The organism is Streptomyces sp. NPDC052396 (genome assembly GCF_044593195.1).
GTDB lineage: Bacteria > Actinomycetota > Actinomycetes > Streptomycetales > Streptomycetaceae > Streptomyces.
In genome coordinates, this window is the sequence record NZ_JBIUAW010000003.1 from 82,876 (window position 1) to 102,189 (window position 19,314).

Annotated in this window: 15 protein-coding genes and 1 tRNA gene; 7 read left to right on the forward strand and 9 right to left on the reverse strand. The window is 69.2% G+C overall.

What is annotated here, in order from left to right; genetic code table 11:
• Positions 1 to 162: 162 nt before the first annotated feature.
• Positions 163 to 2,151 carry a BTAD domain-containing putative transcriptional regulator gene (locus tag ACIHFE_RS08720; RefSeq protein WP_400105113.1) on the reverse strand — a complete coding sequence of 663 codons (1,989 nt, stop codon included), beginning with the start codon at positions 2,149 to 2,151 and terminating at the stop codon, positions 163 to 165.
• A gap of 440 nt (positions 2,152 to 2,591) precedes the next feature.
• On the opposite strand from ACIHFE_RS08720, the gene ACIHFE_RS08725 reads away from it, so the two are divergent.
• The 4 genes from ACIHFE_RS08725 to ACIHFE_RS08740 all read left to right on the forward strand — a co-directional run bounded on the left by ACIHFE_RS08725 (position 2,592) and on the right by ACIHFE_RS08740 (position 8,383).
• The gene (locus tag ACIHFE_RS08725) at positions 2,592 to 3,065 is read left to right on the forward strand and encodes a flavodoxin family protein (protein WP_400105114.1); all 474 of its coding nucleotides are present in this window, start codon (positions 2,592 to 2,594) and stop codon (positions 3,063 to 3,065) included.
• Between the two features lie 188 nt (positions 3,066 to 3,253).
• On the forward strand, positions 3,254 to 3,529 hold the full coding sequence (locus ACIHFE_RS08730; protein WP_400105115.1) for a WXG100 family type VII secretion target: 276 nt from the start codon (positions 3,254 to 3,256) through the stop codon (positions 3,527 to 3,529).
• A gap of 8 nt (positions 3,530 to 3,537) precedes the next feature.
• Complete coding sequence (locus ACIHFE_RS08735) at positions 3,538 to 8,007, forward strand: DUF6531 domain-containing protein (protein ID WP_400105116.1); 4,470 nt, start codon at positions 3,538 to 3,540, stop codon at positions 8,005 to 8,007.
• Positions 7,997 to 8,383: a hypothetical protein gene (locus ACIHFE_RS08740; RefSeq protein WP_400105117.1), complete on the forward strand. Its 387-nt coding sequence runs from the start codon at positions 7,997 to 7,999 to the stop codon at positions 8,381 to 8,383. The genes ACIHFE_RS08735 and ACIHFE_RS08740 overlap by 11 nt, the downstream gene beginning before the upstream one ends.
• A 27-nt stretch (positions 8,384 to 8,410) precedes the next feature.
• Here the strand turns inward: ACIHFE_RS08740 and ACIHFE_RS08745 are convergent, their stop codons facing one another.
• From ACIHFE_RS08745 to ACIHFE_RS08755, 3 genes are all read right to left on the reverse strand, one after another.
• On the reverse strand, positions 8,411 to 9,196 hold the full coding sequence (locus tag ACIHFE_RS08745; RefSeq protein WP_400105572.1) for an alpha/beta fold hydrolase: 786 nt from the start codon (positions 9,194 to 9,196) through the stop codon (positions 8,411 to 8,413).
• 291 nt (positions 9,197 to 9,487) lie between these two features.
• Positions 9,488 to 9,685 carry a DUF397 domain-containing protein gene (locus tag ACIHFE_RS08750; RefSeq protein WP_400105118.1) on the reverse strand — a complete coding sequence of 66 codons (198 nt, stop codon included), beginning with the start codon at positions 9,683 to 9,685 and terminating at the stop codon, positions 9,488 to 9,490.
• Positions 9,682 to 10,470 carry a Scr1 family TA system antitoxin-like transcriptional regulator gene (locus ACIHFE_RS08755; protein ID WP_400105119.1) on the reverse strand — a complete coding sequence of 263 codons (789 nt, stop codon included), beginning with the start codon at positions 10,468 to 10,470 and terminating at the stop codon, positions 9,682 to 9,684. The genes ACIHFE_RS08750 and ACIHFE_RS08755 overlap by 4 nt, the downstream gene beginning before the upstream one ends.
• Positions 10,471 to 10,635: 165 nt before the next feature.
• Between ACIHFE_RS08755 and ACIHFE_RS08760 the strand changes: the two genes are divergently transcribed.
• Positions 10,636 to 10,944, forward strand: coding sequence for a hypothetical protein (locus ACIHFE_RS08760; RefSeq protein ID WP_400105120.1), 309 nt, complete (start codon positions 10,636 to 10,638; stop codon positions 10,942 to 10,944).
• A 49-nt stretch (positions 10,945 to 10,993) separates the two neighbouring features.
• Positions 10,994 to 11,067 (forward strand) — tRNA-Lys (locus ACIHFE_RS08765).
• 59 nt (positions 11,068 to 11,126) lie between these two features.
• Here the strand turns inward: ACIHFE_RS08765 and ACIHFE_RS08770 are convergent.
• Genes ACIHFE_RS08770 through ACIHFE_RS08785 form a run of 4 tightly spaced genes read right to left on the reverse strand, consistent with a single transcriptional unit; the run spans position 11,127 to position 15,997 of the window.
• Positions 11,127 to 11,825, reverse strand: a complete 699-nt coding sequence (locus tag ACIHFE_RS08770) for a 4'-phosphopantetheinyl transferase family protein (RefSeq protein ID WP_400105121.1) — start codon at positions 11,823 to 11,825, stop codon at positions 11,127 to 11,129.
• On the reverse strand, positions 11,825 to 13,792 hold the full coding sequence (locus ACIHFE_RS08775; RefSeq protein ID WP_400105122.1) for a prolyl oligopeptidase family serine peptidase: 1,968 nt from the start codon (positions 13,790 to 13,792) through the stop codon (positions 11,825 to 11,827). The genes ACIHFE_RS08770 and ACIHFE_RS08775 overlap by 1 nt, the downstream gene beginning before the upstream one ends.
• A gap of 14 nt (positions 13,793 to 13,806) precedes the next feature.
• Positions 13,807 to 15,171 (reverse strand): M20/M25/M40 family metallo-hydrolase, encoded by a 1,365-nt coding sequence (locus tag ACIHFE_RS08780; protein WP_400105123.1) that lies wholly within the window; start codon positions 15,169 to 15,171, stop codon positions 13,807 to 13,809.
• Positions 15,164 to 15,997 carry a M55 family metallopeptidase gene (locus ACIHFE_RS08785; RefSeq protein ID WP_400105573.1) on the reverse strand — a complete coding sequence of 278 codons (834 nt, stop codon included), beginning with the start codon at positions 15,995 to 15,997 and terminating at the stop codon, positions 15,164 to 15,166. Before ACIHFE_RS08785 ends, ACIHFE_RS08780 begins: the two co-directional genes overlap by 8 nt.
• 165 nt (positions 15,998 to 16,162) lie before the next feature.
• Between ACIHFE_RS08785 and ACIHFE_RS08790 the strand changes: the two genes are divergently transcribed.
• Entirely contained in the window at positions 16,163 to 16,849 is a 687-nt protein-coding gene (locus tag ACIHFE_RS08790) for a VC0807 family protein (RefSeq protein ID WP_400105124.1), read from the forward strand.
• Between the two features lie 37 nt (positions 16,850 to 16,886).
• Here the strand turns inward: ACIHFE_RS08790 and ACIHFE_RS08795 are convergent, their stop codons facing one another.
• On the reverse strand, positions 16,887 to 19,256 hold the full coding sequence (locus ACIHFE_RS08795) for an MFS transporter (RefSeq protein WP_400105574.1): 2,370 nt from the start codon (positions 19,254 to 19,256) through the stop codon (positions 16,887 to 16,889).
• Positions 19,257 to 19,314: the final 58 nt, after the last annotated feature.

Consider the following 19,314-nt stretch of genomic DNA (forward strand, 5'->3'; position numbering starts at 1 on the left):
CAGATGAACGTGGAGTCTGGCCGAGGCGACGAAGGCCGAAGGCGGGGAGCGCGGGGTCTCCGTGAAGACCGGCCCGGGCTCCCACGCACAAGATCAAGGCCCACGCCGAGGGCGGACAGGTCAGCGTCCTGTCCGCCGGATGACCTCCCCGTAACCCCCGGCTCAGCCGCAGGCGGAGGCGGTGAGCAGCAGGAGACCGCTGTCGGCAGGGCGCGCCAGGCCGCGCTGGCGGGGGAAGCCGGTCCCGCCGGCCGGGACGCGCGGCACGACGGTACCGTCGGCACACAGCGCCTCCATGCCTTCGGCGCGCGCCTGTTCCCAGGCCATGACCCAGGTCAGAGGGTGCATGCGGTAGCAATCCGCGGCGCCGTCGTGGACTGCGAGCAAGTGGGAGTCGACGAGTTCATCGATGAGGTTCTGCGTCTCCTCGGCTGGCCTGCCGACGGCCAGGACCGCCGAGGACAGCGGGAACGGCGAGGTGCCCAGCGTCGCGAGCGCCAGCAGCGTGGCCCGCGCATCCTCGCGGCATGCCGCGTAGGTCTCCTCGAGCCGTGCCCTGACCAGGAGATCGCCCAGCTCCAGTTCATCGAGGATGCGGTGCTGGTCGGCCAGCCGGTTGGCCAGTCTGGCCAGCGACCAGTGGGCCCGGGCCGCGAGCCGGGCACCGCTGACGCGCAGGGCGAGCGGATGGCCGGCACACAGCTCGACGATGCGGGACGCGGCCTGCGGTTCGCGGGCAACACGTTGCGGGCCGACGATCCGGGTCAGCAGCTCCAAGGACTCCTCGCGGCTCAGCTCCCCGAGAACGATGCTGCGGGCACCCTCCAAGGCGGCCAGTCGGCCGCGACTGGTGACCAGCACTCCGCAGCCGGATGTGCCGGGCAGCAGTGGACGGACCTCCTCCTCGCTCCGCGCGTTACCGATAACGATCAGCAAGCGGCGCCCGGAGACACAACTACGGTAGTAACGGGCCAGTTCGCCCAGGCCCTCCGGCATCGCGGCGGCGTCGACACCGAGCGCGCAGAGCAGATCGCGCAACGCCTCGGCGGGCCCGGCCGTCCCATTGCCCGCTTGGAGGTCGATATACACCTGCCCGTCCGGGTACTGGGCCCGCAGCCGGTGTGCGGCCTGCAGAGCCAGCGCGGTCTTGCCGATGCCGGGCATGCCCAGGACCGTGCAAACCGCCGGAGCACCCTCATGGTCGTCACGGGCCGCTAACCACGCGCAGACCTCGCTCAGTTGCGTCGCGCGACCCGTGAAGTCGGCTGGGCCCGGGGGCAGTTGCGCCGGCACGATGGTCAATGTGCCGGCGCAAGGCGGGCCGGCCTCGGGAACGGGCTTTGGGGCCGCCGCCGAAGCGGTCTGGGCGAGGGAGACGGAAGGCATACCGCGCGATCCGTGTTCCTGGGTCGACGATGGCACCGAGTCGTCGGTGAGCACCATGTGGTGCACCTCCTGGAGCAGCCTGCCGGGCTCCAGTCCCAGGTCGTTCACCAGAAATCGCCGGTAGCCGTGATACACCTCCAGGGCCTCCACGAGCCGACCACAGCGGTGCAGCGCGCGCATCAACTGAGCGCGGAGCCGCTCCCGGTGCGGGTACGCGGTCACCAGCGCCATCAACTCGGCAGTCAACTTGGCGTCTCGGCCGACTTCAAGGTCCGCGTCAATGCGGTCCTCCAGGACGACCAGGCGCGCCTCCTCCAGCTGCGGCCCCTCGGCCGAGAGCAGGAACTCGCTGACACCCGCCAGCGCAGGGCCTCGCCACAGCGCCAGCGCGGCAGTGAAGTGCACGGACGCCTCATCCGGGCAACCGGATGCCATCGCGTCGCGTCCGAGCGCGGTCAACTGCTCGAAGTCGACCAGATCGAGGCTGTGCGACCTGCTACTGATGCGGTATCCAGGCCGCTGCCGCTCGATCCGCATCTCAGGCCCCAGTAAACCGCGCAGTCGAGACACATAGGTCTGTATCTGTGCCTGAGCCGTCGCAGGCGGGGCCTCACCCCATAGCAGATCTGCGAGGAGGGTGTCGGAGACGACCCGGCCCCTCGACAGCAGCAGGGCGGCCAGAACTGTCGTGATCTTCGAGCCCGGCAGCTCCACCTCGTCGGCGTCTCTCCATGCCTCAATCGGCCCCATGACATGAAATCGCATTTCGCCCCCCACGAACGATCGTTGCCCTGCGTGACCAGCAGAACTCGAAGAGCATATACCGACCGTTTGGTACGCTCCCGAGTAATTACCCTGAGGCCAGTACTGCAGCAGCGGTCTCCATTTCTGCTGGTCAGCGCGGGTGGTTTCGAGCCATTGGGCTGACGGTCCGTTATGGGCCGGTGGAGCCGCGGCGACGGATGCAGGACTATGTGCGTGGGCTGCTCGGGTGGCGCTTCCGCCGCACTCTGCTGGGTAGCGGTCTGCTCGTGGCTGTAAGGCCGTTGGGGGCGTAGGGCCTGATCTGACTCCCCGCCACCTCCGTGTGACCGTGGCCACTTTCCCCTGATGTCACAAGTCGCGGCACGCTCGCCGTCCTCAAGGTGTGAGGTCGATCCGACCACACCCCACACCGACATCGTGGAAGCGAAAGGAGCCTCGTCATGAAGGCCGTCATCGTGTGCGCCTCCGTGTCCCATGGCAACACCAAGAGGGTCGCCGACGTCATGGGCCAGGTGCTGGAGGCCCGGGTTGTCGCCCCGGAAGAAGTTGATATGGAAGAGCTCTTCACCTGCGAGCTGGTGGGGTTCGGGTCGGGGATCTTCTCGGGGAGGTTCCATCCCCGGTTGCGGCAGTTCGTCCGGGCGCTGCCGACCGGGGAGCGGCGCAGGGCGTTTGTGTTCGCCACCAGCGGGCTGCCCGAGTTGCAGTTCCGGCCCTTCACCCGCCCGCTGGTGCGGCTTCTTGAGCAGAAGGGCTTCGAGGTGAGCCACACTTTCTCATGCCGCGGCTTCGACACCTGGCTTCCGTTCAAGCTGGTCGGCGGGCTCAACAAGGAACGGCCCAACGGCACTGATCTGGCTGCGGCGCGCGCATTCGCCGAAGGGCTGCGGGCTGGGATCAGTGCGATGCCCTGAGGGCCCGGTAGGCCCACGCCGGAACTCCCCCTTCCGGCAACGAGGTGACGAGGTAGGGTCACCCGGCACATGTTCCAAAGATCAAACGGGGGCGGGGAGTCGTGAGCGGTAACGGGACAGATGACGCGAACCTACGGATAACTGCCGCCGATATGAAGGCGTCGGCGCCGACCTTCCATGAGCAGAGCGTGGCGCTGCATGATGCGGCGGCGACTCTCAGGAAGACCCTGGACGGGCTGGGTTCGCCATGGGGTGGCGATGACCCGGGCAAGAAGTTCCATGACAGCTATGGGCCGGCCAAGAAGTCGATCGACACGGCGGTGGACGTCCTGGTCAAGGGGCTGCAGAGCATTTCCGGGGCGATGACGACGATCGCCGAGGGTCATTCCGGCAATGACCACGACATCGCCGCCATCTTCAAGAAGGCGACCCAGCAGATACAGCAGGACAGCGGGAAGAAGTAAGGCAGCACGTGTTCGGTCTCCCCAGTATCAAGGACTGCTGTCACTGGCTCGCCAACCATATGGGCATGTGGTGGCCCGATGGCGATCCCGGTAAGTGCCGTCAGGCGGCCAAGGCATGGCGGGCGTTCGGCAAGGCCGTTGATGACGTCATCAAGCCGGTCAACGACAAGTCCGCCGCGCTGATTCACAACAACAAGGGCGAAGGGATTGACGCCTACGAGAAGTTCTGGCGTCAGTACCATGCCGCCGAGGGCAAGGGCTGGCTGGACGATGTGGCCGGCGCCTCCCGGAAGATGGCCGAGGCGCTGGAGAAGTACGCCGCTGCAATCGACCACGCCATTCACCAGATCGAGAAGCGGATCGCAATCGATATCGCGGTGCTGGGCGCGGCGATCGCGCTGGCCATCGCGACCGGTGGTGCGTTGAGCGGCGCCGCGGCGGGGGTTGCCGCCGAGGTGATCTCGCTGGCCGGAGGTATGGGCCTGGTGGTGTCGGAGGCGGCTGCCGAGGTGCTGGGGACCGCGATCGCCTCGGCCGTGTTCGGCGGGGTGGAGTCGGTGGCCGTGGACGCCGCCGTGGCCCAGCCCCTGCAGATCGCCACCGGTCTCCAGGACCACTTCAGCCTCGATGAGCTGAATGCCTCCGCCAAGGACGGCATGATCAGCGGCGGGCTGTTCGGCGGTGCGGGAGCGAGTGCCAAGGTGGCGGTGGAGGCGGGCGGATTCCGTGCGCTGGCGGCCGATTTTATGCCGTCGTTGTCGCGGATCTCCGGGGACCTGGGTGACCTGGGTGACCTGGGTGCGCTGAACAAGGTCAAGCTCGCGGATGTGGAGACGCCGTCGAGCCCGGCGATCCGCCCGCAGGGCGAGGACGTGCCCGCCAGCGCCCGCGACACCAAGTCGCTCACCTGCGACCGCGACCCGATCGACGTCGCGACGGGAGCGATGTTCCTGACGCAGACGGATGTCACCCTGCCCGGGCAACTCCCCCTGGTCGTCGGGCGCACCTTTCTGTCCTCGTACCGGGCGGGCGGCTGGTTCGGTCCGGCCTGGGCGTCCACGCTGGACGAACGCCTTCAACTCGACGCCAAGGGCGTGGTGTTCGCGGTCGCGGACGGCAAGCTGCTGTGTTATCCGGTGCCTTCAGCTGATGGGCCGGTGCTGCCGGAGCAGGGGGCACGGCTGCCGCTGGCCTGGGACGGCCAGGTCGGTGGCGCGATGACCGTTACCGACCCGGCGACCGGGCTGATCCGCACCTTCGCCCAGCCGGCGCGGCCGTCGGGGCAGACGATCGTCGAGCTGTTGCTGGAGTCGGTGGAAGACCGCAACGGCCACCGCATCGAGATCGAGCGCACACCGGCCGGCGTCCCGACCGCCATCCAGCACTCCGGCGGCTACCGCATAGCCATCGATACGGATGGTCCGCGCATTACCGGGCTGCGCCTGCTGCCGGGCGAGCGAAGCGCCTACGCCCCGGCCGCCGACTCCGGCGGTACGTCCCTGGTGCGCTATGGGTATGACGAGGCCGGCCACCTCACTGAGGTCATCAACTCCAGTGGCCGGCCGCTGAAGTTCGGCTATGACGCCCAGGGGCGCATCACCTCCTGGCACGATCGCAATGGCACGTCCTATGCCTATGTCTATGACGAGCGCGGGCGGGTGGTGCGCACCGAGGGCTCGGACGGGTTTCTCTCCGGCACGCTCGTCTATGACGAGGGGGACCGGACGACCACGGTCACCGACTCGCTCGGCCGGCGGACCGTCTACCAGTACAACGCGGCCCGCCAGGTGGTGGCGGAGACCGATCCGCTGGGACACACCACCCGCACCGAATGGGACCCCACCGGCCGGCACCGGCTCGCCGTCACCGACAAGCTGGGCCGCACCACGCGCTATGCCTACGACGACTCCGGCAACCTCACCAGCGTCACCCTCCCCGACGGCACCACCAGCCACGTCACTTACAACGCGCTCAACCTGCCCATCGAGGTGGCCGAGCCGGGTGGCACGGTGTGGCGCCACGCCTACGACCCGGCCGGCAACCTGCTCTCGACCACCGATCCGTCCGGGGCCGAGACCCGCTATACCTACGACGAGCGCGGCCACCTCGCCTCGATCACCGATGCGCTGGACAACACCCAGCTGCTCAGCTGCGACGCCGCGGGCCTGCCCGTCTCCCTCACCGACGCGATGGGCCATACCTCCACCATCCGCCGCGACCTCTTCGGTCGTGTCGTGGAGGTCATCAACCCGCTGGGTCACACCACCCGCATGGGCTGGACGACCGAGGGCAAGCCCAAGTGGCGCGAACTGCCGGACGGGGCACGGGAGTCCTGGACATGGGACGGAGAGGGCAACCTGCTCTCCCACACCGACCCCGCGGGCAACACCACCACCCACACCACCACGCACTTCGACCTGCCGGCCTCGCGTACCGACCCGGACGGTACGGTCTACGACTTCGCGTATGACACGGAGCGGCGGCTGACGGCCGTCACCAATCCGCAGGGGCTGACCTGGTCCTATGAGTACGATGCCGGGGGCCGCCTGGTGTCGGAGACCGACTTCAACGGCCGTACGGTGTCCTACCGGCGTGATGCGGCAGGGCAGTTGACCTCCCGTAGCAATGGCGCGGGCGAGTCGCTCGCCCTGGTCCGTGATTCTCTCGGCCGCGTCATCGCCACCCGGGCGGACGACGGCACGGAGACCGCCTTCGAGTACGACGCCGCCGGTCATCTGGTACGTGCCGCGAACCCGGACGCCGAGCTGGTCTGGCAGCGGGACGCGCTGGGCCGGGTCCTGGCCGAGTCCGTCAATGGGCGCACCATGTTGTACGCCTATGACGCGCTGGGGCGCAGAACGCGGCGCACCACCCCGAGTGGTGCGGTCTCCCACTGGACGTACGACGCCGCGGACCGCCCGGTCCGGCTGCGGGCGGACGGTGGGTCCCTGGACTTCGGCTATGACGCGGCCGGCCGCGAGGTCGAGCGGCGCCTGGGCGGGACTGTCCGGCTCACTCAGGAGTGGGATGCCAGAAACCGTCTTACGGTGCAGAGTCTTGGCGACGGAAAGGGGCTGTTGCTCCAGCACCGCGCCTACGCCTACCGTGCCGATGATGTTTTGGCCGAGATCCGTGAACTCACCTCGGGTACGCGCCACTTCACGCTTGACGCGGTAGGCCGGGTTACCGGCGTGAACGCCCATGGCTGGACCGAGTCCTATGCCTATGACTCGGTGGGCAACCTGACCCGGGCGGAGGCGCCGGGGCATGGGGCGGGCGGGGCACGGGAGTTCACCGGCAATGTGGTCCGGCGCGCGGGCCGTACCCGTTATGAACACGATGCGCAGGGCCGGCTGATCCGCAGGGTTCGCAAGCTGCTCAATGGGCAGCGGCGCACCTGGCAGTTCTCCTGGAACGCGGAGGACCGCTTGACGGAGGCGGTCACCCCCGATGGTGAGCGCTGGCGCTACGCCTATGACCCGCTGGGCCGCCGAATGGCGAAATCGCGGCTGGCGGAGGATGGTTCGACGGCCGAGGAGATCACCTTCGCCTGGGACGACACCTGCGTCGCCGAGCAGGTGGTGGCGGGTGCCGGGACGATGACCTGGGATTACGCCCCGGGTACGCATCGGCCGGTGGCCCAGACCGAGCGAGAGGGTCTCGCGGAGCCGGAGTCGCGCATCGCCCGGCTGGGGGCGCCGCCCCCTCGCTTCCAGGGCATTTTCACCGATCTTGTGGGCTCGCCCATGGAGTTGGTGACGGCGGATGGTGAGATCACCTGGCAGCGGCGTACGAGCCACTGGGGAACGCCATTGCCGACGCCGGCTGGGGAGGGCGCGGAGGCCGGGTGTCCATTGCGTTTCCCGGGGCAGTACCACGACCCGGAGACGGGGCTCAACTACAACTATTTCCGTCACTACGATCCGGAAACGGCGCGTTATGTCACGCCGGACCCGCTGGGGCTCGCGCCTGCGCCCAATCCCTTTGCGTATGTGGTCAATGCGCTGGGGTGGATGGATCCGCTGGGTCTGGCGCCGGAGTGCCTGGATCCGGTGCCGGGCAAGGCGACGGTGCATGCGTACACCGGGCCGGACGGCCCGCACTTCAGCGTGGAAATCGCCAGCGACAGCGGGAAGTACGAGCATGCGCATGCGAACGCGGTGCTGCGTACCACCGGCGAGGGCGAGGAGCAGGTGGAATTCGAGTTGCTGAAGCCGATGCGGTTCAAGAGCATCCCGGAAGGGATGACGTATGTCGGTTCCTCGACGATTGACCTGACGCATGCGGACCATGCCATCGCCTTTGCGAAGAAGTCCTTCCGGGGAAGTTCGGGGCAAGGGGTATACGACTTCAGGAACAACAGCTGCCTGGTGTACTGTGCCCGGGTTATCGAGGCGGGTGGTGGTGATGCCATGCCGAGCCCCACTGATGTCGGTGGACTCTTCAAGTGGTCGAGGAAGGAATTCCGTGGCAGGTAACCAGTTCCGGCCGATGCCCAATACCAGCGAAATCCTTCAAGCTGTGTTCGAGACATTGACGCATATGCCCACGCTGGGCTATGCGGGGAACGATTTGCTGGTACGGCTGCTCAACGCCGACATGCGCTACACCTGGTGGTACAGCCAAGGGCAGAGGCGCAGCCGCGAGGAGTTCGAGAAGGACCCGCACGCGGCATTCCTGGCCGATATCGACCTGACGATCGAGTATGCAGAGCTGATCGAGGAGTTTATGAGCTGCTGGCGTTCCTGGCGGGCGGGAGAGGCTTCTGCCGGGCAGGTCAACGAAGTGCTGAGAGCGACCGTTCTCGACATCGAAGAGAAGCTGCGGAACGTGCCGAATCCGCCTTGGGCGTGAGTGCCTGGTGCTGACGCGGCTCAAGAGTCAGCTCGCCTCGGTGAGGAATCCGAGTACCAGCGGCGTCGCGACGTCGGCGAACTCCTCGAAGTACGCGTGCCGGGCGCCGGGGATGAGGTGCATCCGTGCGTTCGGGATCCGCTCGGCGAGAAGCGGTGCGTTGGCAGTGGGGTTGAGCGTGTCGTCGGTGCCGTGGACGATGAGCGTCGGTGCGGTGATCCGGGGCAGCGCGTCCCAGGCGTTGTGGCGAGCGCTGGCGCGCAAGTGATGTCGGCGAGCGTGGGCGGGCATCGATGCGTCGCCGAGGGTGTGGAACGGTCCGTGGTGGGTGGCCAACCACCCGGGCGTATACATCAATTCGAGCAGGGCGCGGTGTGCGGCGTCGGCGTCGGGCTGGTTCAGGGCTTGCCGGACGTCCGGCCCGCGCTCGATGCCGTGCGGCCCCCCGGGTGAGGTGCAGCCCAGGACGAGTCGGTGGACGCGTTGGGGGTGCTCGGCGGCCAGCCATTGCGCGACGCGGCCGCCCATCGAGGTGCCGTAGATATGGGCTCTGTCGATGCCGGCGTCATCGAGAACGGCCGCGACGTCTCCGGCGAAGCGTGCTGTGGTGTAGGTGTCGGTTTCAGGCCGGTCGCTGTTTCCGGTACCGCGGTAGTCCATCACGACGGTGGTGAACCGCGCCTCGAATTGGGCTCGTACGGAGTCCCACCAGTGGTGGGTGTTCGCCTGTCCGCTCAGCAGGACCAGCGGCGTTCCCCTGCCGTGGATCTCGTAGTAGAGCGCGGTGTCGTCGGCCGTCTTTGCATAGGGCATGGCTAATTTTCGCAGCACCGTCCCGAAGCGGGTCTGCGGGGGTCGGCCAAGTGCGGTGGCCGCGTTGTCCACACCGCGAATCAACTGTCAAGGGTGCGGCTGGCGTTGCGACGCTTGCGGTGACGAACCCCGCGACGCCGGGTAGGCCGCCGGCGGCAGTTCAGGCACCTCCCCGCCATGGTGGCAGCGGCGACCTATGGGCGTGCCGGCTGTGCCTGGGCATTCTCGGGTACCGGGCACAGTTGGGGGCGTTGGGTATGGATTCTCTTCCCGAGTAGTCGAGTTGGTCGCTCACCGATGGTGCGGAGGGGTGCCTGCCTGGATTGCGGTGAGGAAGTGGGTCCAGGAGGGGGTGGGGATGGTGAGGGTTGGGCCTTGGGGCCTCTTACTGTCCCGGACGGGGACCCCGTTGCCGGGTATGTTGTCGGCGGCGACTTCGAGGCAGTCCCCGCCATCAGGCTTGCTGAAGCTTGACTTGCGCCAGTTCACGAGTAGCGCTCCTTCAACACGGTTTCAATGAATCGGGCCGATTCCCTGGGCGACAGCGCTCGCGCCGTCATCACGTTGAATCGGTCACGTACTAGGGCCACTTCCTTCGGCTCAGTAACCAGGGCTCCGCTCACCGGGTAGGTGTCCAGGTGAGCGACATCCTCGCCTTCGTCGAAGGACAACAAGCCCACGGGGCAGGCAAAAGGGGAGCTTTCTCGGTCAAGCTCCCGCTGGGGGATGATCTGGACCACGTGCGGTCGCGTACCCCCCAGCTCCAGCAGCCTTTCCAGCTGCCTCCTCATCACCTCGCGCCCGCCGAAAATCTGAGTGAGAGCAGCCTCCGCCAAAATGAACCACACCTGGGCGGGGTCTTCACGCGTCAGAATGCGCTGGCGCGCCATCCGCGTTGCGACCAGCTCATCCTGATTTTTGGCCGTGCCGGTAGCCATGATGGCACGTGCATACTCCTCGGTCTGAGCCAATCCCGGCATCAAGTTCGGCTGGTACCGCCGCACAAGGGTTGCGACTCCCTCCAGCTCCAGATACTTGCGGAACCCCTGCGGGATCGTGAACTTGTGCACCATGCTGAGCAGCCGCGAGAAACGTCCATACGCGTGCGGATAAACGCGGTCACATGTCTCCGCGAACTCCGGCGAAGGAACCCGAACCCCCGCCTCAATCTTCGCCACCAGCGAGTAACTGCAGCAAGCCTCCTTGCCCAGCTCCTCCCTCGACATGCCCAACCGCTCCCGCTCCAGCCGCACCTCTTGGCCGAAGTGCTCCAACGGCGAGGACGGGACGTCCGGTTGTGTTCCCATATGCGTCTACCCCCAGCTCTCCCGCTGGACCTCCGCCAGCGTCCAGTCGATCCCCCTGTTCAAGATTAAGTGCGCAGCGCGACCCTAGAGGCACAGATCGTGAACGTCGTCACCCACAAGAGGTTGCCCAACATGCCCCCTACCCCCTACGTACCCGCCGTAGGCGAGCTCGTCTGGGACGCGTCCCGGAAGTGCGTCGGTGAGGTGATGGACCACCGGTGGTCCGGTTACCAACTTCGCCCGCCCGCGGGAGGCATCGAGTGGCATGCCGCGCCGGAGGACATCCGGCCGGTGCCGTCCAGTACCGGCCGGCGCCCCGGCTGCACGGAGTGCGTGCGCATCAAGACCGCCTACTACGCGGCCAGCCGGGCCGGGAACACCGGGGAGGCGACCATGCTCACCGATGCGATGGGACGGCATCAGCGGACCGCCCACCCCTGACCGGGAATCGCGTTTTGCGTCGAACAGGGGATCCGGTAATATTTCTGCCGCGCCGCTAGCTCAGTTGGTTAGAGCGGCTGACTCTTAATCAGCAGGTCCGGGGTTCGAGTCCCTGGTGGCGCACTGAACACTTCAGGCCCGTATCAGCTCAACTGATGCGGGCCTGAAGTGATTTCACGCCATCACGCCATGGCCACCGCGACGGCCGCGGCGTGGTCCGGGCCCAGGTCCACATCGGACAGCAGCCAGCCCTTCGGCGGAACCGGCTCCGGGCCGCACCCCACATAGGTCAGGGACAACGACTCCGCCAGGCCGGCCCCCGTCCCCTTGAGGTATGCCTCCTTACGGGTCCAGCAGCGGGCGAAGGCGGTCACGCGCCCGGCGGGGTCGGTGGTGAGGGCGTCCAGTTCGGCGATCTCCCGGGGGTGCAGGGAGGGGACGATGTCGTCGACCGCCGAAGCCTCCGGGCGTTCCTCGACGTCCACGCCCACCGGCGCGTCCGCGAAGGCGTAGAGGGCCAGGTCCCCGGCGTGCGAGAGGTTGAAGTGCAGGGGCGTGCCGGATACCGCCGGGCGGCCGTGCGGGGTGGAGCACAGGGGGCAGGGCTCGCGGATCAGCTCGATTGCGGCGGGGTCCTGGCCCAGGTACGCGCCGAGCAGGCGGCGCAGCCAGAGGTGGGTGGCCAGGTAGCGGACGCGGTGGGTGGCCTGCCGGAAGGCCATGGCGCGGCCCAGTTCCCGGGCGTCGAGGGTGTGTTCATAGATTTCCGCCGGGGTCGGATCCTGGCCGGGGACGCGCAGCAGCCAGAGCTGGGGCGGGCCGCCGGGGGTCCAGGGGGCGGTCGGCAGCGGGTCGTCGCCGACGATCAGGACATGGGGCATCAGCGGACCAGTTTCAGGGTGGGCAGCCCGGGTTCGGCGGGGAAGCCGAACACCTGGGAGTAGAGGGAGAGTTCGGCTTGCAGGGCGCGCGCCACGGTCTCGGCGCGGCGGAAGCCGTGCGCCTCGTCCTCGAAGGTGAGGTAGGCGTGCGGTACGCCGCGTCCGGCGACCTCGCGGACCAGCAACTCGCTCTGCAGCGGGGGGCAGATGCGGTCGTCCAGGCCCTGGAGGAGCAGGAAGGGTGCGCTGATGCCGCTCGCGCGGTGCAGGGGGGAGCGGTTCCGGTAGCGGTCGGGGACTTCGGCGAGCGGGCCGATCAGGGACTCCAGGTACCGCGACTCCAGGTCGTGGGTGCCGCCGCGGGCCCAGGTCAGGGCGTCCAGTACGGGATAGAGGATGGTGCCGCAGGCGTAGCGGCGGGTGGTGGCGAGGCTGGCGGCCGTGGTCCAGCCGCCGGCGCTGCCGCCGCGGATGGCCAGCCGGGCGGGGTCGGCGGTGCCCTCGGCCGCCAGGGCGTCGGCGACGGCGGCGCAGTCCTGGACGTCGACCAGGCCCCACTGTTCGCGCAGCCGCTCGCGGTAGGCGCGGCCGTATCCGGTGGAGCCGCCGTAGTCGACGTCCGCGATGCCGATGCCGCGTGAGGTGAAGTAGACGGTTTCCAGGTCGAGTACGGCCTCGCAGCGGCCGGTGGGTCCGCCATGGGCGCGGATGACATAGGGCGGCGGTTCGCCCTCGGGGGCCCGGCAGTGGGGGTTGTGCGGCGGGTAGAGGTGGGCGTGGATCTCGCGGCCGCCGGGGCCGGTGAAGGTGCGGGTGTGGGGGCGGGGGTAGTAGGCGGGGTCCACGGGGTCGGTGTGCGGGGCATCGACGGCCCGGGTGCGGCCGGTGCGGGTGTCCAGCTCCACCACCTGATGGGGACGGTCCGGTCCGGCGGCGACGCCGAAGACGCGGCTGCCGTCGGCGGCCAGGGTGGCGGTCCACTCGGTCCAGGGGCCCTCGGCGTCGGCCAGGGTGCCGGTGGCGGGGTCGAGTACGGCCAGGCGCTGGCCGCCCCGGCCGTACAACACCGCGATCAGTCCGTCGGGCAGGGCGGCCAGCCAGCGGTGGCCGGTCTTCCACAGGGGTCCCGCGAACTCCTCTTGCCGTTCACAGAGGTTGACGCTGTGGCCGGTGTCGGGGTCGATGCGGTAGGGGTTCCACCAGCCGGTACGGTCGGAGAGGGCGAGCAGGGAGCCGTCCGGTGCCCATTCGGTCTGGGCCACGGACTCGTGCGGGCCGCCCATCAGGGTGCGGATGTCCGTGAAGGCGCCCTGCCGCAGCCGGGCGGTGAGCAGTTCGGTGCCGTCCCAGGGCATCCGCGGGTGGTCCCAGGCCAGCCAGGCCGCCCGGCTGCCGTCCGGGGAGAGCCGGGGGCCGGTGAGGAAGCGGTGGCGGTCGTCGGTGAGTTCGCGGACGGCGGTGCGGTCCTCGGCGGCGCTGCCGTCCAGCGGGACGGCGGCGATCACCCGGCGTACATCGGTGGGGGCGGGGCCGGTGAACTCCTCCAGGACGCACCAGACTTCGTCGTGGCCGGGCGCCGGTACCGGGTCGGCCCAGCGCAGTCCGGCGCCGTGCGGGCCCAGGGGGGTCAGCGGCCGGGGCGCGGCGCCGTCCGGCTCCCAGGCGTACAGCCGCTGGTCGGCGTAGTGCGCGAAGACCACCAGGCTGCCGCCACCGGGGCGGGTGACCGCGGTCCAGGGGCGGCCGCCGTACTCATTGAGGCGGGTGCGGACGTTCCATGGCGCGGGGAGGGCGGGGCGGACGCTGCCGTCGGGCAGCCGCCTGATGAGGGTCTGGCGCCCCGCCTCGGTGGGGCGGGGCGCGATCCACCAGATTTCCTCGCCCACCGTGCCCACATGGTCGGGCCGTCCGTCGTGGGCCGCGGCGAGTTCGGCGGTGACGGGGGACGGCCAGCTTCCGTGGGGCATCGTGGGCAGGGTCATCATTCCTCCTGTTCCTCCTTGCCGGACATGACGAAGTGGTCCAGGACCCGTACCCCGAAATGCAGTCCGTCCACCGGGATCCGTTCGTCCACGCCATGGAAGAGGGCCTGGTAGTCGAATCCGGTGGGCAGCCGGACCGGGGAGAAGCCATAGCAGTCGATGCCCAGGCGGCTGAAGTACTTGGCGTCGGTGCCGCCGGACATACAGAACGGCACCACCCTGGCTTCGGGGTCGAAGTGTTCCAGGGCCGCGCGCATCCGGCCGAACAGCGGTGAGTCGACGGGGACTTGGAGCGGGTCGTCGTGGTTCACGAACTCCCAGTCGACATCGGGACCGGTGAGCCGGTCAAGAGTGGTGAGGAACTCCTTGTCGCCCTCGGGCACAATGCGTCCGTCCACCAGGGCGGTGGCGGTGCCGGGGATGACATTCACCTTGTAACCGGCTTGCAGGACGGTGGGGTTGGCGCTGTTGCGGACCACGGCGGCCAGCAGCTTGCCCGCTGTGCCCAGCTTGTCCAGCAGGCAGTCCATATCGAAGCCGGGGGCGTCGGGTTCGGCTTCGATGCCATGGGCGGCGGCGATCTCGCGGATCGAGGCGCGTACGGTGGGGCTGAGCCGTGGCTGCCAGTCGTGCTCGGCGATCCTGGTGACGGCGGCGGTCAGCCGGGCCACCGCGTTCTGCTTGTTGACCTTGGAGCCATGGCCGGCCACCCCGTGGGCGGTGAGCCTGACCCAGCCGGAGCCGCGCTCTCCGGCGGCCACCGGATACAGGCGCAGTCCGCCGTCGGCGTGGAAGGTGTACGCCCCGGATTCACCGATGGCCTCGGTGCAGCCCTGGAACAACTCGGCGTGGGCGGTGGCCAGATGGGCGGCGCCGGGGGCGGCGTCGTCCTCCTCGTCGGCGGTGTAGGCGAGCACCACATCGTGCGGCGGCCGGACCCCGGCGCGGGCCCAGGCCCGGACCACGGCCAGCATCATGGCGTCGGTGCCCTTCATATCGATGGCGCCGCGGCCCCACACCATGCCGTCGCGGACTTCGCCGGAGAAGGGGTGCACGCTCCAGTCGGCGGGCTCGGCGGGCACCACATCCAGGTGGCCGTGCATCAGCAGGGCGGGGGCCCGGCGGTCGCGGCCGGGGATCCGGGCGACCAGGTTGGTGCGCCCGGGGTCCCGTTCCAGCAGCAGTGGCTCCAGGCCGGCCTCGGCCAGCCGCTCGGCGATGTACTCGGCGGCCGGGCGCTCGCGGCAGTCGCCGCCGCCCCGGTTGGTGGTGTCGATGCGGATCAGGTCCGAGGTGAAGCGCACCACCTCGTCCAGCGCCCGCTGGTCGATCCGCTCCCCCGTGTCCCCCGTGTCGTCAGCCATACTCTTCCTCCGTCGCGGCCGACACGATGGTCGTCACCGCCTTGAAGCAGCGAATCGCCTCGTACATGGTCGCCATGGTGTACGCGACCCGGCGTTCGCCGGTCTGCTCGACGCCGGGGACGCAGGTCGCGGCCCCGGCCAAGTGCTCGGCGTCGAATTCCAGCTCCATGGTGAACGGCCCGCCGCGCACCGGTTCATAGGTCACCGCCAGCGCGGTCCCGGCCTTGGCCGCGGCGCGGATGTCGGCGGCGGTACGGGCAGGGGTGCGGCAGACCGCCGCATACCGCGAGACATAGTCCTTGACCGCGACCGCGGGGGCCCGTGGGGCGTAGCCCTGGGCGTCCTCGCAGGTCCGGTCGTCGCCGGTGACCAGTACCACCGGCACACCGTATTCGGCCACGACCAGGGAATTGAGCAGCCCCTCGCTGGCCCGCGTGCCGCTCACCCAGACGCCGGTGAGGGAGTTGGCCAGGTAGGTGTGGGCCAGCACCCCTTCCGCGCCGGCGGCCGCGTGGTAGCCGAGGAAGGCCACCCCGTCCACGTCACCGTGCTGGACCCCCTCCACCATGCTCAGCGTCTTGTGCTTGCCGGTCAGCAGCTGCGCCCGCTCGTCGAGCTTCTCCACCAGGAGGTTGCGCATGCTCCAGTGGGCCTCGTTGACCAGGACCTCGTCCGCGCCGCCGTCGAGGAATCCGGCGATGGCCGCGTTCACATCGGAGGTGAACAGATGGCGGCAGCGCTCCCACTGCGGTGTGCCGGGCAGTACGTCGCCGGGCCAGGTGACTCCGGTGGCGCCTTCCATATCCGCGGAGATCAGGATCTTCACCATGCAGCAGTCCTACCGCAGACGCGGGGTGGTGGCACGGGTTCCGGCGGCATTCAGCCGGTGTTCGATACCTGCGCGATCGGGCTTGTTTGGCGGGTTGTGCGCGACATCGGTTAAGGTCCGGCCGGAATGATCATTGGCAAGGACAGTTCAACGGGGGAATTCGTGTCCGAACAGGCACAGGCGCCTGCCCGCAAGGGCGGGGCGGCGGCGCTCGGCTGGGTGCTGACCATCACCTTCAACATCGTGGCGCCGATCCTGACCTACAACCAGCTCCACTCGTCCGGCATGGGCGAGTCCACCGCGCTGCTGATCTCGGCGGCCTGGCCGGTCGTCGACATGGCCATCTATCTGGCCTGGCACCGGCGGATCGATGAATTCGCCGCGATCACCCTGGTGTTCATGGCGCTGACCATAGCGGTCACCCTGATCGGCCCGCACTCGGCACGGATGCTGCTGATCAAGGACTCCTTTGTGACCGGGATCTTCGGTCTGGTCTGCCTTGCCTCGCTGGCCGCGCCGCGGCCGCTGATGTTCTACTTCGGCCGCAAGTTCGCCACCGATGGCACCCCGGAGGCCGTCGCCTGGTGGAACGGGCTGTGGCAGTACCCGGGCTTCCGCCAGGTGCAGCGCAACCTCACCATCGGCTGGGGGACGGCGTATATCGCCGAGGCGCTGGTGCGGATCGGGCTGTCCTATGCGCTGAGCACGAGCGCCATGGTCACGCTCAACTCGGTGCTCTCCTATGCCGTGACCGGATTGCTGATCTTCTGGACGATCAGCTACGCCCGCCGGGCCCGGGCCAAGGGCGAGGCGGCCGGGGTGGCCGCCACCCCGCCGCAGGCGGCCTGACGGCCCGGCGGGGCGGGGCGGGCGACATCCCGCCCCGCTAGGGCAGCAGTCCCAGGTCCGGCGGCTGGGTGCCGCGGCCCTGGTCCGCGTGGCCGAGCTGGAGGTCGCGTTCGGTGCGGCCGCCGCCGGCGATATGCAGCACGGTGGCGACCGGCGGGTAGCCGGCGGCGACCACGGTGTACTCGCCGGCCGAGAGGTCGATAAAACGGAAGGTGCCCTCGGCGCCGGTGATGGTGGAGTCGACCACATTGCCGGCGGCGTCCAGCAGGGTGACCCGGGCGTCCTCGACCGGGCGGCCACCGCCGGCCCGTACCGTGCCGCGCAGCACGGCGCCGCCGGCCAGCTCGATGTCCTGCCGGGTCTCCCGGGCGGACTGGACGGTCACCGGGAGGGCCGCGGGGCGGAAGGCGGTGGCGCTGGCGGCGAGGGTGTACTCGCCGGCCACCAACTCCTCGATGACATAGAGCCCTTCATGGCCGGTGCGGGTGGAGGCGACCACCTCGCCATGCACATTGGTGAGGGTGACCAGGGCCTCGCACACCGGGGTGCCGTCGGCGGTGTGCACAGTGCCGGCCAGCCGGCCGGCGCCGCCGAGGACGACATCGATCTCCACCGGGCGCTCGCCCACCGTGACCGTCACGGCCTGCGGCTGGTGGCCGCCGGCGGCGGCGATCAGGACATAGGAGCCGGTGCCGGGGGTGCTCAGGGCGAAGCGGCCGTTCTCGCCGCTGGCACCGCGCCCGATCTGCCGGCCATGGGCGTCGATCAGGGTGAGTGCGGCGCGCGGCACGGTGGTGCCGTCATGGTGCTGGACGGCGCCGGTGACCGGGACGCCGCTGGTCACCGGCGGTGGCTCGGTGGGGGGTTCGATGCGGGCGGGCGGAATGGCGGGCGGGATGGCGGGCGCTTCGGGGGCGGGTGCGTTGTGGGACACCAGGGGTTTCTCTTTCAGCAGGAAGGCGAGCAGAAAGCCGAGGATGAGCACCGGTACCAGGTAGAGGAAGATCCTCGGCATGGCCTCGGCATAGGCGCGGATATAGCCGTCCCGCAGCGGCGCCGGAAGCGCGCGCACCAGTTGCGGGGTGATGGAGTCGGGGGCGGGCAGGCCCGCCTGGGGCGGCAGTTCGGTGGCCAGCCGGTCGGCCAGGCGGTGGGCGAAGAGGGTGCCGAAGACGGCCGCGCCGACCGAACCCCCGATCTGCCGGAAGAAGTTGTTGGCGCTGGTGGCGCTGCCCAGGTCGGCGGGGTCGACCGAGTTCTGCACGGCGAGGATCAGCACCGGCAGACACAGGCCCAGTCCCACACCGAGGATGGCCATCCAGAGGCTGTAGACCAGCCGGCTGGTGTCGGCGTCCATATGGGAGAGCAGATACATGCCCTCGGCGGACAGGGCGCCGCCGAGGATGGGCAGCAGCTTGTAGTGGCCGGTGCGGCTGATGAGTTGGCCCGATACCAGGGAGGCGACCACGATGCCGCCCATCATGGGCAGCATCAGCAGACCGGACTCGGTGGCATCGGCGCCGTCGACCATCTGCAGGAAGGTGGGCAGATAGCTGGCGGCTCCGAAGAGCCCGACCCCGACCACCGCGCCGACCAGGGCGGCCACCGTGAAGACCGGGTCGGCGAACAGATGCGGGGGGATGATGGGTTCGGCCGCGTACTGCTCGACCACGATGAACAGCAGGGCCGTTCCCAGGGTGCCGGCGCCCAGGCCGAGGATGGTGCGCGAGCTCCAGGGGTACTCGGTGCCGCCCCAACTGGTCAGCAGCACCAGGCAGGTTGCGGAGGAGGTCAGCAGCAGGGCGCCCAGTACGTCGAAGCGGCCGCGGGCGGTGGGGCGGGGCAGCTTCAGGCCCTTGGCCACCACGGCCAGGGTGACCAGGCCGAAGGGGACATTGACATAGAAGCACCAGCGCCAGGAGGCGTGGTCGGTGAAGAAGCCGCCGAGGAGCGGTCCGGCGACCGAGGCCAGGCCGTAGGCGGCGCTGATCACACCCATATAGCGGCCGCGTTCCCGGGGCGGGACGATATCGGCGATGATGGCCTGGACGCCGATCATCAGGCCGCCGGCGCCCACGCCCTGGACGGCGCGGAAGGCGATCAGCTGGTCCATGGTGCGGGACCAGCCGGCCAGCGCGGAGCCGGCCACAAAGGCGACGATGGCGAAGACGAAGACCGCCTTGCGCCCGCAGAGATCGCCCAGCTTGCCGTAGAGCGGCAGCACCACCGTGGAGGTCAGCAGATAGGCGGTGACCACCCAGGACATCCGGTCCACACCGTGGAGTTCACCGACCACCTTGGGCAGGGCGGTGGCCACGATGGTCTGGTCGAGCGCCGCCAGCAGCAGGGTGAGCATCAGACCGGCGAAGACCAGCCGGATCCGGGCCGGGCCCGGATGCTCCCGGATGCCGGGGGATACGGAGTCCGCCGCGGGCCGGCCGAGCGTCTGACTGCTCGTCACCAAG

What these genes read in the sequence shown, in the direction of transcription:
- ACIHFE_RS08720 (WP_400105113.1), bottom strand. Translation starts at nt 2,151, where the DNA reads ATGCGATTTCATGTCATGGGGCCGATTGAGGCATGGAGAGACGCCGAC.
- ACIHFE_RS08725 (WP_400105114.1), top strand. Translation starts at nt 2,592, where the DNA reads ATGAAGGCCGTCATCGTGTGCGCCTCCGTGTCCCATGGCAACACCAAG.
- ACIHFE_RS08745 (WP_400105572.1), bottom strand. Translation starts at nt 9,196, where the DNA reads ATGCCCTATGCAAAGACGGCCGACGACACCGCGCTCTACTACGAGATC.
- ACIHFE_RS08760 (WP_400105120.1), top strand. Translation starts at nt 10,636, where the DNA reads ATGCCCCCTACCCCCTACGTACCCGCCGTAGGCGAGCTCGTCTGGGAC.
- ACIHFE_RS08770 (WP_400105121.1), bottom strand. Translation starts at nt 11,825, where the DNA reads ATGCCCCATGTCCTGATCGTCGGCGACGACCCGCTGCCGACCGCCCCC.
- ACIHFE_RS08775 (WP_400105122.1), bottom strand. Translation starts at nt 13,792, where the DNA reads ATGCCCCACGGAAGCTGGCCGTCCCCCGTCACCGCCGAACTCGCCGCG.
- ACIHFE_RS08780 (WP_400105123.1), bottom strand. Translation starts at nt 15,171, where the DNA reads ATGGCTGACGACACGGGGGACACGGGGGAGCGGATCGACCAGCGGGCG.